The organism is Azotobacter chroococcum, assembly GCF_002220155.1.
Classification (GTDB): Bacteria; Pseudomonadota; Gammaproteobacteria; order Pseudomonadales; family Pseudomonadaceae; genus Azotobacter; species Azotobacter chroococcum.
Genome location: NZ_CP011836.1, coordinates 36,716 through 51,351 on the forward strand (window position 1 = coordinate 36,716; position 14,636 = coordinate 51,351).

The following is a 14,636-nucleotide window of genomic DNA, read 5'->3' on the forward strand; positions in this document are numbered from 1 at the left end:
GCCGTGGAGCCTTCCTTTGGATTGGTGGATAAGGCTTCGCCGTTATCCACCTGGCGACGGGAGGTACGCTCCGGATGCTACGAGCCGGGATACCACCGCGGCGTATACACCCATTCTCCACCATCCCCACGGGGGAAACGCCGCGTGGTGGACGAGCCGATGATCACCAGGGTCCGCATGTCCACCTGCTCGGGCGTCAGCTCGCCGAGAGTCGTGACGCGCAGGCGTTCCGCCGGTCGTCCGATGTCGCGTCCGAGGACCACGACGGTTTCCGGGGCGCGATGGCGGGCGACGATTTCCAGCGCGCGGCCGAGCTGCCAAGGGCGCGCCTTGGAGATCGGGTTGTAGAAGGCCATGGCCAGGTCGGCGGCGCTCGCCTGATCCAGGCGCTTTTCGATCACGCGCCAAGGCTTGAGGTTGTCCGACAGCGACAACATGCAGAAGTCATGGCCCAGCGGTGCGCCGGCACGGGCGGCGGTGGCGAGGGCGGCGGAGACGCCCGGCAGCACCTCCAGCTCGACGGCATGCCAGTGTGGATCGCGGGAAGCTTCCAGCGCTTCCAGAACGGCGGCGGCCATGGCGAATACGCCGGGATCGCCGGAGGACACCACCACCACGCGCCGGCCCTGCGCGGCCAGGTCGAAGGCATGGGCAGCGCGCTGCAACTCCTCGCGGTTGTCGCTGCAATGCAGTCGTTGTTCTGCGTGGAACGGCCCGGCCATGCTGACATAGGTCTCGTAGCCGAGTACGTCCTCGGCCTCGTCCAGCGCGCGGCGTACCGCTGGCACCATCAGATCGGCAGCGCCGGGGCCGAGGCCGACCACCGTCAGGCGTCCGCGCGGTTGCCCGAGACGCGCGGCTTCCCGGGGCGTGGCGCAGCGGTACAGGCTCAGGCCTTCGTGTCGCACCTGCGGTTCAGGGAGCAGTAAACGGTCATCGATGAAGCGCAGGGGCATACCCAGCACCTTAGCGGCCTCGGCCAGCGCCGCATCGCCTGTCCGGCCACGTCCGGCCAGTACAGCAGCCAGCGCGCGCTCAGCCAGTCCCGCCTCGGCCAGCAGGGCTCGGATCCTTTCCGCCAGATCGGCCGATGCCTCGCCCTGGACATGAACCAAGAGCAGGCGCGGATGAATCAGCAGCTCGGCCGCGTCGCCGCTGGCACGCTCCGGCGTGACGCGAATGCGTCGACGGGCCTGCTCGTCCAAAGGCAGCTGCGCCTCGTCCAGCCAGGGTGCGTCGCCTTCGATGGTCACCGGCTCGCCGCCCAGCAGGTCGCTGACGAAGCGTTTGCCCTGCTCCAGATCGGCCAGTACATAACCAGGCGGCGGGTTGAGGAGGCAGGTGCCGAAGCGCAATTCGCCGCTGGTGGTGATCGCCGGGGCCACATCCAGCGCCTCGGCGATCTCGCGGGCCATTCGGTTGACACCGCCCAGGCCGCCGAGCAGCGGCACCACGGCGCTGCCGTCTTCGGCCAGCGCCAATACCGGTGGCTCCGCACCCTTGGCCACCAGCAGCGGCGCCAGGGTACGAATGACGATGCCGGCGGCGCAGAAGGCAATGATCGGGGTATCGCTGGCGTAGAGCTCGCGCAGGGTCTCGCCAAAGGCCTCATAAGGCTGGTCGGCGTCCTCGACGCGGCCGCTCAGGCCGTGAATCCGCGAGCCGGGGTAACAGGTTTGGACCCGGCGTGCGGTTTCCAGGCTGGCGGCGTTGAGGATGACCAGGGCCGGGGGCTTTTGCATCAGGCTGACCATTTCCGTCCAGGTACCACGATCAGGGAAAAGTATGGCGAGGCCATTGGCTCGACCTCGTCCAGCGGCACGATGCGCTGGTTGGCCATGGTAGCTCGCTCGATGTATAGAGCGCACTTGGCCAGGTCCAGCTCGTCGAGCACGCGACGCACCTTGTCGAAGTTGCGCCCGAGCTTCATCACTACTGCCGCCTCGGCATCGCCCAGGCGCCGCTTCAGCTCCTCTTCCGGCAGCACGCCGGAGAGCACCATCAGGCTCTGGTTGCGGTACACCAGCGGCACGCCCAGCGCCGAGACGCCGCCGAGCATGGAGCACACCCCGGGTATCACCTCCGCCTCGTAACGCTCGGCCAAGCGGTCGTGCAGATACATGTAGGAGCCGTAGAAGAAGGGGTCGCCCTCGCAGATCACCGCCACGTCACGACCGGCGTCCAGATGCTCGGCGATTTGCACGGCCGCCGTGTCGTAGAAGTCGCTGATCACCGTCTCGTAGGACAAGGGTGGTTCCAGCCTCTCGGTGGTGACCGGGTAGACCAGTGGCATGCGAAGCTGAGACTCGTGCAGGTGTTCCTCGATGATGCCGAAGGCATTGCCGCCGAGGCCCTTGCTGGCCTTGGCCTTGGCCACGAAGTAGCCCACCACCGGGGCGGCGCGCAGCAGGCGCAGCGCCTTCAGGGTAATCAGCTCGGGATCGCCTGGACCGACACCAAGCCCGTACAATCGGCCTTTCCTGTCCATCACTCCACCTCCGTGGCCAGTGCATTGACCGCGGCGGCGGCCATAGCGCTGCCGCCGCGCCGGCCGCGCACGATCACATAAGGCACGCCACGGCTGTCAGCGGCGAGCAGGTCCTTGGACTCCGCGGCGCCGACGAAGCCGACTGGCATGCCAATGATCAGTGCCGGCTTCGGTGCGCCAGCGTCGAGCATTTCCAATAAGTAGAACAGTGCAGTTGGTGCGTTGCCGATCACCACCACGCTACCGGCGAGGTGTGGGCGCCAGCGCTCCAGGGCTATCGCCGAGCGGGTGTTGCCCCGTTCGCGAGCCAGCTCTGGCACGCCTTCGTCGTGCAGGGTGCAGATCACTTGGTTGTTCGCCGGTAGGCGCGCGCGGGTGATACCTTCTGCGACCATGCGCGCGTCGCAGAGGATCGGCGCTCCGGTGGCCAGTGCGGCCCTTCCGGAGGCACCGGCACCGAGGGAGAAACGTAGCTCGTCGACGACATCGACCATGCCGCAGGCATGGATCACCCGCACGGCGAGCTTTTCCAAATCTGCCGGAATGGCGTCGAGCCGCGCTTCGGCGCGGATGATGGCAAAGGAGTTGCGATAGATTTCCTGGCCATCGCGGATGTAATCGATCATCGCTTGTCCTTAGGTAAGCCGGTCGGCGGCTTCGTCGATGCTGAGTGAGTCAGCCAGCAGCCGGCCGAGACCAGCTCCGCTGGCAGTACGTTGATAGAGCTGGTAGCGCCCGCCGGGCCGGGCCAGCAGGGTAAGGGGCGCGACATGAGCGGCGGCGCAGGAGCGCGGGCAACCGCTCAGATGTACCTGTGGCCTTGCTGTGCCCTGATGCAGTCGATGGGCCAGGCGCAGCGCATCGGCCTTGGTGTCGGCCAGGCCCTTGGCGCAGCCTGCGGAGCCAGTGCAGGCGATCAGGCCGGTCAGGGGCTCGCTGTCGTCGATATGCAGACCGATCATACCGAGTTGTCGCAAGGCTTTGGCGGCATGCGCTTGGGCCACGTTCGGCAGCATCAGGCTTTGCCAGGGCGTGAAGCGCAGGGTGCCGTCGCCCCGGCTGCGGGCTAGCTCAGCGAGTGCGTGCAACTGCGAAGAATCCAGGCGGCTGAGTGTGGGCATGGCGCCGAGTAGGAAAAGGCCGGGCTGGTGCTGCGCCAGGATGCCCAGCGGCGCGGTTGTCATCGTCCGGGCGCGGCGCCAGTTCAGCACCGCCGGGTCGCGGGGCAGTGCAAAGGCCAGCTGGGACTGGAGGCAGTCTAGAAAGGTCTCCTTTGGTAGATTCGCCAGTAGATGGCGCATGCGGGTCTGCTCCGGTTGCGCCAGCTCCAGGAACAGCGCCAACGCGGCTTCCACCAGCGCAGGCGCCTGCTCCAACGGCACGGCGGCCAGAGGTGCATCGGTCGGGCAGCCTGCCAAGCCGAAGGCCAGCCTCGTGCCGCCGGGCATCAGCGCGAGCCAGAGATCATGGGGGTGGTCGAGCATCGCCAAGCGTTCTCCACCGTCCAGTTGCAAGGCGAACTTCGGCGACAGGGAATGGAAAGCGGGACGTGCCTGCAGCAGTTCGAGGATCGCCTTGGCCACCGCTGCAACGTCCGCCTCGCTGTTCGCGTCGAGACCCATGGCAGGGCTCACCAGCAGGTTGCGCACGTCGTCGGCGCCCGGCGTGGAGGGGCCGAGGCCGGCGGCGAGCAGGGCGGCGATCAGCGGCGCTTCATGCCCAGTACGGACGCCTCGCAGCTGCAGATTGCTTCGATTGGTCAGTTCGATCACGCCGCTGGCATGGCGGCTGGCGGCCTCGCCGATGGCGTGGGCCTGATCGGCCTCGAGGCATCCGCAGGCCAGCTTGATGCGGCAGATGCCGCCGTCTAGCGCCGGCACGATGCGCAAAAGCCCAGGGCATGCTGAAGGGCGCGGGGCAGGGGAAAGAACACTGCCAAGGGTATCGTCCACGAGGTCACACCTTGCAAAAAGACGCGGTGACCAGACCTCTAGCATCCTCCCTTGAAGACACTATGGCATCGGTACACCCCGCCCGATGTTGGCACTCGCGACCAGCGTTCGTCGGCAGGTCTCCTGGCTTGCAGGTCAGGGTCTGGCGCTGCCTTCCCGGTCATCCCAGTGGCTTCGGCGCGACGGACTCGCTGCTTACAGTTGCGGGGGCAGCCACGGTTGGGACGCTTTGTCCTTCCGTGTTCCCTCAATGGCCCGTTGGGGGAGTTCGGTTCGAGGCGGCCGCCTGCAACTCGAAGCACCCGTCAGGGCACCGACGAAGGCGGTATTATGCCGGTTTTGTCCGGCTCGATGACAAGCTTCCGGCAGGAGGCGCAGCGGCCTTTCATTGCGAGGAAACATCCATGACGCCCTGGCTAGCCGTGATCGGCATCGGTGAGGACGGCTACGCCGGGCTCGGCAAGCGTGCCCGCCGGGCCCTGCTGGAGACCGGCCTGATCGTCGGCGCGCCACGCCAGCTGGCGCTGCTGCCGCCGTGTATCCGCGCCGACCGGCTGGAATGGCCACGACCGTTCTCCCTGGTCCCGGTGCTGGAACGGCGCGGCACGCCGCTGTGCGTGCTGGCCAGCGGCGACCCCATGCTATTCGGTGTCGGTGCGAGTTTGGCGCGCGTGCTCGACCCCGCCGAGATGTGCGTGTTGCCGGCGCCCTCGTCCTGTTCGCTGGCGGCAGCCAGGCTCGGCTGGGCCTTGCAGGAGCTGACCCAGCTGTCAGTGGTGGCCCGTCCGGTCGCGGTGCTGAACCACCATGTGCATGCTGGCGCACGACTGCTGATCCTGAGCAATGATGGCAAGAGCCCGGCGGCCATTGCCGCGCTGCTCCGCGAGCGAGGCTTCGAGGCCAGCCGCCTGAGCGTGCTGGAGCATTTGGGCAGCGAATCCGAGCGACGTATCGATGGGCTGGCCGGGAGCTGGTCGGTCGAGGAAACCGCTGCGCTCAACCTGGTCGCGGTGGAATGCGTTCCAGGTAAGCAGCCGCGTCATCTGCCACAAACCTCTGGTCTGCCAGACGATACTTACCGGCACGATGGCCAACTGACCAAGCGCGACATGCGCGCCATCACCTTGGCGCGCCTAGCCCCCTTACCAGGACAACTGCTATGGGATGTCGGCGCCGGTTGCGGTTCCATCGGCATCGAGTGGATGCGCGCTCACCCGAACTGCCGCGCCATTGCCATCGAGGCGGATGAGGGGCGCCAAGAGATGATCCTACACAACCGCGAAGCTCTCGGCGTGCCGGCGCTGCATCTGGTCGCTGGCGCTGCTCCCCAAGCGTTGGACGGCCTGGAAAGTCCGGATGCAATCTTCATCGGTGGTGGGGTGACTGTTCCCGGTGTACTGGAGCAATGCTGGGAACGGCTCAAGCCCGGCGGTCGGCTGGTGGCCAATGCCGTGACGATTCAGAGCGAAGCGCTGCTGGTCGGCTGGCGCGAACGGCACGGCGGCGAGCTGACTCGCATCGTCATTGCCCAGGCAAAGCCGCTCGGCAACTTCGACACCTGGCGTTCGGCATTGCCGGTCACGCTGTTGGACGCGGTGAAACCATTGGTGCAAGAGGGTGCGCTATGACCCGCCTGCTGCTGCTTGGCGGCATCGGCGAGGCGCTGGCCATCGCCCGTCGGCTTGGCTCGTCCCACATCTACAGCCTGGCGGGTCTCGGCAAGGTTCCGCAGGATCTCACCTGTCAGGTGCGTGTCGGTGGTTTCGGTGGTGCCGAGGGGCTGGCCGACTTCCTGCGTCAGGAGCGCATCGACCGGCTGCTGGACATGACCCATCCCTATGCCGCGCAGATCAGCCACAATGCCGCCCTGGCTGCACGCATTGCCGGTATTCCCTGCTGGGCTCTAAGACGGCCCGGATGGCAAGCGGGTCCGGGAGACGACTGGCGCGAAGTGACAGACTGGGCTGGGTTGATGGTTGCCCTGAGCGGATTCCGCCGTCCCTTCTTCACCCTGGGGCGCGAGGTGCTGGCGCATCTGGACGCGGTACCGGACGGACAGTTCTGGACGGTGCGTGTACTCGACGCGTATCCCGACGCTCCTCGTGCCCGGGTCATCGGCGCACGCGGGCCATTCCTTCTGGAAGAGGAGCGCGCGCTGTTCGCCGCTGAAAGTTTCGACGTACTGATCAGCAAGAATAGCGGGAGCATCGCTACCGAGCCCAAGCTGCAGGTGGCTCGCGAGTACGGCCTTCCAGTACTGTTGTTGGCCCGGCCGAGCCTGCCGGAGGTGGAGCGACAGTTTGATTCCGCCGAGGCCTTGTGGAAGGCACTTGCACCGTTGCTACTTTGACTTAGCACTACAGTTGCATATTTAGCCTTCATATGCCTTGCTTGATGTATTCCCTTGCCTGGGAGAGAGCGGATGACCAGTGCATCGATCGAGACAACCCTGGAGCTATGGGCTTCATCGCTACGCGAAGTCAAGGCGCGTATGCGCCCTCTGTTTACCCAGGAGCGAGTGGCGGCCTCTGTCGGCTTGTTCCTCGATGGCCTGCTGGGCAACGAGCCCCGCAAGACCGGCTGGATGCGTGCCGAGGCCGCCCGGTGATCCGGGCCCCTGGCGTCAGCAGGCCATTCTCGGCCGCGGCCGCTGGGAGGCCGATGCCTTGCGTGATCTGGTGCGTGACTACGTGCTGGAGCATCTGGCCGACGACGAGGCCGTCCTGGTTCTGGACGAGACCGGCTTTCTCAAGCAGGGCCACGCCTCCTGCGGCGTGGCCCGCCAGTACACCGGGTCGGTCGGCAAGATCACCAACTGCCAGATCGGTGTCTTCGCGGCCTATGTCTCGCGTCACGGGCATGCCTTCATCGACCGGGCGCTGTATCTGCCCAAGGTCTGGACGGATGACCCTGAGCGCCTGGCAGCCGCCCATGTACCGGAGGGCATCGGATTTTTAACCAAACCCCGGATGGCCCAGGACATGATCGAGCGGGCCATCGAGGCGAACACGCCTTTTGCCTGGGTGGCTGCCGACAGCGTCTATGGCGTGAGTCATCTCGAGACCGCCCTGCGATGTGCCGGGAGAGGCTACGTGCTGGGTGTCAAGGGCGCCCATACCGTCAAGGCCTGGGCCAGGTGGGCTCATCTCACTTCAAAAATGCAACTGTAGTGCTAAGTTGGTCTGGGGAAATAGAGATACGTGAGGATGATTCCTGCGGGGCATTTTTCCGGCGATAATCGCGCCGGGGTTCGTGCAAATCCGCTGCCGAGACGCCTTGGCGTCCGAGATGGCCTGCGGGATAATGCATGCCTTCAAGGAAGCCGTAACGGATACGCCCGCTTGGATACGAACAGCTTCTCGAAGCCGAAATGCGCGAAGCCTTGGGGCTTGCGCCCGCAAAACCAGCTCCCGAAAAATCCAAACAGTGCCCGTCCTACATCTGGGTGGAGCTGAGCGTTCGCAAGCGCAACGGCGGTCCTGCCTTTCGTTTCGAGCACAAGTCCCGCTCGCTCAGCACGCTGGAGGCCCAGCTCGAGGCCGAAAAGATCGTGCGCAAGAAGGGCTGGGAAGTCTGGGCCGTGCTGGATGTGCGCCAGGTTTCCGAATAAGCCTGAAGCCCGGGCACCCCGAGAATCCCAAGTCGAGGGGCAGAGGGCATCTACAATGCCGGCCCAAGCCTCTGGTGCAGGTCGGGGAAAAGTTGCTGTGCGAACCATACCGGCAGAGCGGGAAAAATCTCCCTCGCTTTGGGCGTAGGGCTGTCGACCAGCCCCAGCTCGACGAGTTTCCTGAGCTGATCGGTCGCCGTCCGCTCGCCAAGGCCGGTGAAAACCTTGAAGTCGGCTCGGCCGACCTTGCCTTGGGTGAGCAGGACATGCAGCGCACGGGCGACCTCCGGCTTGACTCCCGCCGAGCTGATCCGGGGTTCCCAGGCGAAAATCTTCTCCAGGCGTTCGCGCATCTGGCCGACCCGCATCGCGGCCTCGATGTAGCGCATCTGATCGAGGCAAGTGTCCAACATGAAACCCACGAACTCGAACAGGCCGGCCTGGGTGAGCTGGCCTCGCCCATCCAGATCGCCCCGGCGCGGCTGATCGGCATTGGCGAGTCGGGCGTAATACTGCTCCTGCTGGCGGGCCAAGCCGCGGGAGAGCGACCATAGCGGCGAGGAGAGATTCAGCTTGTGCAACTGGAGATACGTCAGGAGGCGCACCACGCGCCCGTTGCCGTCGGCGAAGGGGTGAACCCATGCCAGCCGGTGGTGATACGCCATGGCCGCCAGGAGACGTGTGCGAGCGTCCGCCGGGCTGCCATAGACCTGCTGCATCCGGTTGAGCATCGGCGTGACCGCCGCCCAGGCCGGAGCCGCATGCTGGCCGACCATCACATCCCGCTCGGCGGCATCGCGCAGTTGGCCGGGGACGAGGCGGTCACCATCGGCAAGGCGTAGCTGTTCCTCGGTGGCCGACTCGAACAGCCGGCGGTGTATTCGAGCTGCGAAACTGGGGGAGAAAAACTCTCTCCACGGTACTGTGCTGTGCCGTGAGATGGCGCGTTCGAATGCCTCCTGGGCTCCGATGTGTGCCACCGCCAGCTCCGTCAGCTCTTTGCGACTGCGCTTTGGCGCGTGAGGCGCCAGGCTGACCGGCTCGGTGAATTGGCCCTCGATTAGGTTGCTGTAGAAGCTGCTGGTCACCCGCAGCAGGCCACCCACGCAGGTAGTGGTCTCAGGAGGAAGCATCCCTGCCAGCTTGCCCGCTTGGTAGGGAAGATGCTCGGCCATGCTCAGGATCTCGGACGGGAAATCGGACGGCAGCAGCGGCTCAAGCCAATGCGTCCCGGTCACCAGCTGCATGATATGGCACCTCTTTTTGCGGATATTTTTGCAGAAATTAAAAAGCTCTAAAAGACGTGTAATTTAAGCATTTATTTACAAATAATGGGTCGGAAGATTACTGCTGTATGCGGAAATTATTGCGGATATTTCTGCGAAGTTTTGGCCCGTTTTTTGGGGGATGGGCTGAGTGGCCTTCCTTGCAGGGATCAGGCGGCTCAGTGCTGCCGCAGCGGGTAGGGAGAGGGAAAGGAAAGGCCACCACAGGTACCCTTCCTACAGAGGTCCAGGCCTGTTCCGCCTCCTCACGGAGGATCTCCCTGATGGAGGAACTATCGAGCTGCTGGGAACCACGGGAGAAAAGATCCTCCCCGGCGGCCCGCCCACCGGGCCTGCTCGAGCGTAGTTCGCAAAAGGCCCGCACGGGGCGGGCTTCTCCTGCTTGCAGTCGCCGGCTAGACGAACCCGGCCTGGCGCGCGGCTCTACGAAGTAGGCCGGGTTGCAAGCGATCCACCGTCTCAAATGCTCGAACGAATCCTTGGCCCACGGGCATTCATGGTTGGCGAACGCCTGAAGTGCGATCCCATGACGTGTCCCCATCACCCGGCCGCAGGCACGGGTATGCTCCGCCGACTGCTCCTGCGAACCAGCCATGCCAGCGGTGCTTGTGCGAGTACCACCAGCGCGACGCCTGCCCAGGGCGTCAGCGCCATGTGGTCACGTGCCACCATGGCGCTGCCCAGCGTCTCGCCCAGAGTAATGCCCAGGTTGAACGCCGAGATGTTCAGCGCCGAGGCGAAGTCCACCGCCCGGGGTGCGTCGCGCTCGGCGGTGGCGAGCATGCCGGCCTGGAAGCCCGGTGACATGCCGAAGGCGAGCGCGCCCCAGACGAACAGCAGCGCCACCATCGGCAGCTTATAGGGCATCAGCAACGCCAGTGCGACCAGAGTGACGAGCAGTGCGGGAGATCGGCGTGCCCTCGGTGACAATGAGCCCGGCACTGGCGCGCTGGCTGTGGTAGAGGACATTCAGCGCATTCGGAATGCCGTCCGGATTGCGCGCACGGGTCATCGGCGCCATCACGATGCGATTACGCAGGCGCAACGGGCCGAGGTCGTAGGGTATCGAACAAGATGCTCATGGGATGCACAGGTTCCTGTTCAATAGCCGTCAGGGGGTCTTCGCCGGATGGCCGCTCAACGACAGGCGCCACAACTCGTAACGCTCCTCGCCGCGCTTGACCGCGCCGGCGAAGTGCTGGTTCAGGCTGCTGGAGGTGAAGACCAGGTCGCCATCGGGTAGAAACGCGGGCGTATCCGGCCAGTGCACGCCCTCGTCTGAGGCGATCAGCGACATCGTCTTGGTGCGCGGTTCGTACTTGACGATGCCGTTGCGGGTGACGTCGGTGATGTAGAGCCCGCCCTGGGCGTCGGTGACGATGCCGTCAGTATTGCCGCCCACGGCACCGAGATCCTGCACGGCTTCGGCGATCTGCGCGTCGCTGGCATCGGCCTTGCGCAGGATCGCGGTCGGCAGCGAATGGGCGCGCGTTCCGGTCGTCACTGTCCAGTACAGGGTGCTGCCGTCCGGCGACAGGCCGATGCCGTTGATGCCGATCAGCAGAGGTTTGCCCGGCCACACCTCGGCGCCGTGGGAAACGACTTTCACGCCGGGTTCGACTTGCAGGCTCGGATGCCGGTCCAGCACGCGCCGGGTCTTGCCCGAAGCGAAATCCGCCACGATCAGGCCCACCCGGTTGTTCGGGGCGCTGCGCGAACCGCTGTCGGAGATGTAGGCCACGCGGCGGCGCTCATCGACGACGATGTCGTTGAGGAAGCTGCCCTTGCGGTCGGCCACGCCGTCCAGCGCGATGCGCTTGACCGTGCGTCCGGACTTCAGGTCCAGCACCAGCACCTTCTGCGAACCGGCCGGCGCCTCGGCTTCGCCGGCGACGACGCCCATGTCCAGCGCCCACAGCCAGCCGTTCCTGCGGTCCACGTGGAAGCCGAGCACGTTGCGCAGGCTCTGCTCCGGCGCGGCCGTCACGGCGTTGCCCTGCGTGGACGGGAACGCGGTCAGTCGCGCCGGGCCGGTCTTGGCGCTGGTGTCGAGGATGCTCAGCGTCGCCGGCGCACCAGCGGAGACCAGGCGCGGCGTGCTCACGTAGGCCGTGCCCTGGGCGTCGAAGTGCAGGCCGGCGATCGGCGCGCTCACCGATGCGGCGAACGGCGCCGGGTCCGCGCCGTTGTTCGGCGCATCCCAGCTCACGCCGGCATAGCTGCGCCAGCGTTGCAGCGGCAGGGTGTCCGCGGCGCTTGCGCTGTTCGACAGGGTGACGAGGGTCGCCAGCGCGAGGGCGGCGAATCGATGGCTGCGATTGAACATGATGGTGTCCGATGTCATGGATGAAGGGGGGCGCGCTCAGGCCACCTGATGCAGGTGCAGCAGTTCGAAGGCGCCGATCAAATGCCCCGCGTTGGCGCGGAAGGCGTCCATGTGCGGGCTTCGCATGTGGCGCTCCCAGGAGACGCGGTCGCGCCAGCGTTCAAAGAACACGACCTTGCCCGGCTCGCTGATCGATTCATGCAGTTCGTAGCTGAGGCAGCCGGGCTGTACGCGGGCGATGGCGACCAGTTCCGCCTGGGCCTTGACTAGGGCGGTTTCGTGGCCGGGCTTGGCCTGCACGAGCGCAACGACGACGAGAGGTGACGACATGGCGTTCTCCGGATCAGAGGATGGAGCGGAAGGTGCCGCCTTCGACGCGCACCGCCGCACCGTTGGAGGCGGCGCCGAGCGGGCTGGCCAGCAGCGCGACCATCGCCGCGATCTCGTCGGACTCGATCATCCGGGCGATCAGCGAACTGGGGCGGTAGGTCTGGAAGAAGTGCGACTCGATTTCCGCATCGCTCATGCCCGGGCGCGGCGCCGTCTGGCGCAGGTACTCGACGATGCCCTCGGAGCGGGTGGCGGCCGGCAGCACGCTGTTGACGGTGACGCCGGTGCCCTTGGTCAGCTCGGCCATGCCGCGCGAGACGGCCAGCTGCGCCGACTTGCTGACGCCGTAATGCACCATGTCCGGCGGCGTGAACGCGCCGACTTCGCTGGAGACGAAGATCACCCGGCCCCAGTTCTTCTCCAGCATGCGCGGGAAGTAGTGGCGCGACAGGCGCACGCCCGACATCACGTTGACGTCGAGCATGCGCAGCCAGTCTTCGTCGCTGATTTCGGCGAAGGGCTTGGCCTCGTAATAGCCGAGGTTGTTGATGAGGATGTCGGTGTCCGGCTGCGCTGCGATCAGTTGGGCCGCGCCCTGGACGTTGCTCTGGTCGGACACGATAGCGGTGATGCGGCTGCCAGGGGCGGCCGCGGCGATTTCCGCCACGGCGGCATCCAGCTTGTCGCGGCTGCGTCCGGTAATGGTGACCGCTGCGCCTTCGCTGGCCAGAGTGCGGGCAATGGCCAGGCCTATGCCGGCGGTGGCGCCGGTGACGATGGCGGTTTTGCCGTTCAGTTGCAGGTCCATGGGATTTCCTCGGGATGTGTTTGCCCAAGCGCCCTCGGTGCGGGCGCTGTCGTGGCGTTGCTTCAGGTCAGGGGCTTTGGTGCCGGATCAAGCCTGCGCCGGCTGGCCGAGCAGCAGGTCGCGGATCGCCGCGCCGACGCCGGAGGCCGACTGCGGGTTCTGGCCGGTGACCAGGCGGCCATCGACGACGACTTTGGCCGTCCAGTCCGCGGCCGGGTGGTGCTGCGCGCCGCGCTGGGTCAGGGTGCTGGTGAGCAGGAAGGGTACGACCTGGTCGAGCTTGACCGCGCGTTCCTCATCGTCTGTGAAGGCACTGAGGTTCTTGCCGGCCACCAGGTAGGCGCCGTTGCTCAGGGTGACGTTGACCAGGGCCGCGGGGCCGTGGCACACCGCCCCGACCACGCCGCCGGCTTCGTAGATCTCGCGGGTCACCCGCGCTACATCGGGGCTGTCGGGGAAGTCCCACATCGCGCCGTGGCCGCCGGCGAAGAAGATGGCCGAGTACTTCGACGGATCGACCTCGCCCAAGCGCTGGGTGTGGCGGATGGCGTCGCGGAAGGCGCTGTCGTTCCAGTAGCGCGCGTTGATTGTGTCGTCCAGGTTCAGGCCGTCGACCGGCGGTTCGCCGCCCTGGATCGAGGCGAACTCGACCGGGATGCCGGCGGCTTGCAGTACAGCCAGGGGGTGGGTGACTTCCCCGAGATAATAGCCGGTCGGCTGACCAGTGCTGCCCTTGGTGCCGTGGCTTGTCAACACGAACAGCACGGGCTTCGCGGGGTGATGAGTGGAGGTCTGGCTCATGGCAGTAACCCTGTGGAGAGGAGTGTGGCTACTTTATTCGGCACTTTTCAGGCGATAAACTGCCAGAGCAGAAAAAATTCTGTTCTTTTGAGGACAAGATGGGCCGAAAATTCGATTACCTGGGGGACGTGGAAGCCTTCATTGCCGTGGTCGAACACGGCTCTTTCACCGCCGGCGCCGTGGCGCTCTCGACCACGCCCTCTGTATTGAGCCGGGCCATCACGCGCCTGGAAACGCGCCTGGGACGGCAATTGCTGCAACGGACCACGCGCCGCCTTGGCCTGACTGAGGCCGGGCGGCTGTACCTGGAGCAGGCGCGTTCGGCCTTCACCCTGCTCGACGATGCCGAGCGCGAGGTGCAGGGCCAGGAGGGCGAGTTGGCCGGACGCGTGCGGTTGAGCGTGCCGACCACCTACGGGCACTACCGTCTGCCGCCGTTGCTGGCGCGCTTCGCCCGGCAATACCCGCGCGTCCAGGTGGAGCTGAACATCACCAACCGCAATGTTGACCTGGTTGCGGAAGGCTTCGATCTCGCCATCCGCCTCGGTCATCTGCCCGACAGCGGTCTGGTGGCGCGCAAGTTGGAGGATGCGGCACTGCTCCTAATCGCATCGCCCGAATACGTCCGGCGAGCCGGCACGCCGCAGACACTGGAGGAATTGCGGCAGCACGTGTGCCTGCCATTCGTGATGCCGCGGACCGGCCGCCTCGCCCCCTGGGTATTCCGCGATGGCGAGCGGGACATCGACTGGCTGCCCAGTTCGTCCATCGAGATTTCGGACGATGTGCTGGGCGTGGTTTCGCTGGCCGAACAGAGCCTCGGCATTTGCCAGAGCTACGACTTCATCGTCCGCGAGCGGATGGAGCGCGGTCGCCTGGTGGAACTGCTGCCGCAGCTACGCGGACGTACGCGACCCTTCTCCGTGGTGTATGCGCCACATCGTCGCCAATCCGCTGCGACTCGGGCCTTGATCGACCTGCTGACGACGAATGCGATTTCGGATGAGAATAGTGCTGGAAGCATGTTTTCATAGG

At 65.8% G+C, this 14,636-nt stretch carries 13 protein-coding genes, 3 pseudogenes and 1 riboswitch; of the genes and pseudogenes, 5 read left to right on the plus strand and 11 right to left on the minus strand.

Features of this window, described 5'->3' with window-relative positions; all coding sequences use genetic code 11:
- Positions 1-77: 77 nt before the first annotated feature.
- From cobJ to cobG, 4 genes are read right to left on the minus strand one after another with little or no spacing between them, the layout of a single operon-like run.
- A complete protein-coding gene (cobJ, locus tag ACG10_RS21465) occupies positions 78-1,742 on the minus strand; it encodes a precorrin-3B C(17)-methyltransferase (RefSeq protein ID WP_082045653.1) in 1,665 nt (554 codons plus the stop codon).
- Entirely contained in the window at positions 1,742-2,488 is a 747-nt protein-coding gene (locus ACG10_RS21470; protein ID WP_089169979.1) for a precorrin-2 C(20)-methyltransferase, read from the minus strand. Before ACG10_RS21470 ends, cobJ begins: the two co-directional genes overlap by 1 nt.
- A complete protein-coding gene (locus ACG10_RS21475; protein ID WP_040107325.1) occupies positions 2,488-3,114 on the minus strand; it encodes a precorrin-8X methylmutase in 627 nt (208 codons plus the stop codon). Before ACG10_RS21475 ends, ACG10_RS21470 begins: the two co-directional genes overlap by 1 nt.
- 9 nt (positions 3,115-3,123) lie before the next feature.
- Positions 3,124-4,440, minus strand: a complete 1,317-nt coding sequence (gene cobG / locus ACG10_RS21480; protein ID WP_232487290.1) for a precorrin-3B synthase — start codon at positions 4,438-4,440, stop codon at positions 3,124-3,126.
- A 107-nt stretch (positions 4,441-4,547) separates the two neighbouring features.
- A riboswitch (cobalamin riboswitch) is annotated at positions 4,548-4,761 on the minus strand.
- Between the two features lie 83 nt (positions 4,762-4,844).
- Here cobG and cbiE point away from each other — a divergent pair.
- The 4 genes and pseudogenes from cbiE to ACG10_RS21500 all read left to right on the plus strand — a co-directional run bounded on the left by cbiE (position 4,845) and on the right by ACG10_RS21500 (position 8,050).
- Positions 4,845-6,068: a precorrin-6y C5,15-methyltransferase (decarboxylating) subunit CbiE gene (gene cbiE / locus ACG10_RS21485; RefSeq protein WP_089169981.1), complete on the plus strand. Its 1,224-nt coding sequence runs from the start codon at positions 4,845-4,847 to the stop codon at positions 6,066-6,068.
- Entirely contained in the window at positions 6,065-6,790 is a 726-nt protein-coding gene (locus ACG10_RS21490) for a cobalt-precorrin-6A reductase (RefSeq protein ID WP_040107328.1), read from the plus strand. The genes cbiE and ACG10_RS21490 overlap by 4 nt, the downstream gene beginning before the upstream one ends.
- A gap of 72 nt (positions 6,791-6,862) precedes the next feature.
- Positions 6,863-7,571: pseudogene (locus tag ACG10_RS21495) on the plus strand (IS701 family transposase); the annotation flags it as partial.
- Between the two features lie 239 nt (positions 7,572-7,810).
- Positions 7,811-8,050, plus strand: coding sequence for a hypothetical protein (locus tag ACG10_RS21500; RefSeq protein WP_040107329.1), 240 nt, complete (start codon positions 7,811-7,813; stop codon positions 8,048-8,050).
- 50 nt (positions 8,051-8,100) lie between these two features.
- Here ACG10_RS21500 and ACG10_RS21505 read toward each other — a convergent pair whose 3' ends face one another.
- The 7 genes and pseudogenes from ACG10_RS21505 to ACG10_RS21535 form a co-directional block, all read right to left on the minus strand.
- A complete protein-coding gene (locus ACG10_RS21505; RefSeq protein ID WP_232487291.1) occupies positions 8,101-9,297 on the minus strand; it encodes a Fic family protein in 1,197 nt (398 codons plus the stop codon).
- A 579-nt stretch (positions 9,298-9,876) separates the two neighbouring features.
- Positions 9,877-10,236: pseudogene (locus ACG10_RS21510) on the minus strand (MFS transporter); the annotation flags it as partial.
- Positions 10,229-10,418 (minus strand): annotated as a pseudogene (locus ACG10_RS21515) (oxidoreductase); the annotation flags it as partial. The pseudogenes ACG10_RS21515 and ACG10_RS21510, both read right to left, overlap by 8 nt.
- 29 nt (positions 10,419-10,447) lie before the next feature.
- On the minus strand, positions 10,448-11,662 hold the full coding sequence (locus tag ACG10_RS21520; protein WP_040107330.1) for an L-dopachrome tautomerase-related protein: 1,215 nt from the start codon (positions 11,660-11,662) through the stop codon (positions 10,448-10,450).
- Between the two features lie 36 nt (positions 11,663-11,698).
- Entirely contained in the window at positions 11,699-11,992 is a 294-nt protein-coding gene (locus ACG10_RS21525; protein ID WP_040107331.1) for a putative quinol monooxygenase, read from the minus strand.
- A gap of 13 nt (positions 11,993-12,005) precedes the next feature.
- Complete coding sequence (locus tag ACG10_RS21530; RefSeq protein ID WP_089169983.1) at positions 12,006-12,800, minus strand: SDR family NAD(P)-dependent oxidoreductase; 795 nt, start codon at positions 12,798-12,800, stop codon at positions 12,006-12,008.
- Positions 12,801-12,887: 87 nt separating this feature from the next.
- Entirely contained in the window at positions 12,888-13,601 is a 714-nt protein-coding gene (locus ACG10_RS21535) for a type 1 glutamine amidotransferase domain-containing protein (protein WP_040107333.1), read from the minus strand.
- A gap of 98 nt (positions 13,602-13,699) precedes the next feature.
- Between ACG10_RS21535 and ACG10_RS21540 the strand changes: the two genes are divergently transcribed.
- Positions 13,700-14,635 (plus strand): LysR family transcriptional regulator, encoded by a 936-nt coding sequence (locus ACG10_RS21540; protein ID WP_040107334.1) that lies wholly within the window; start codon positions 13,700-13,702, stop codon positions 14,633-14,635.
- Position 14,636 lies beyond the last annotated feature (1 nt).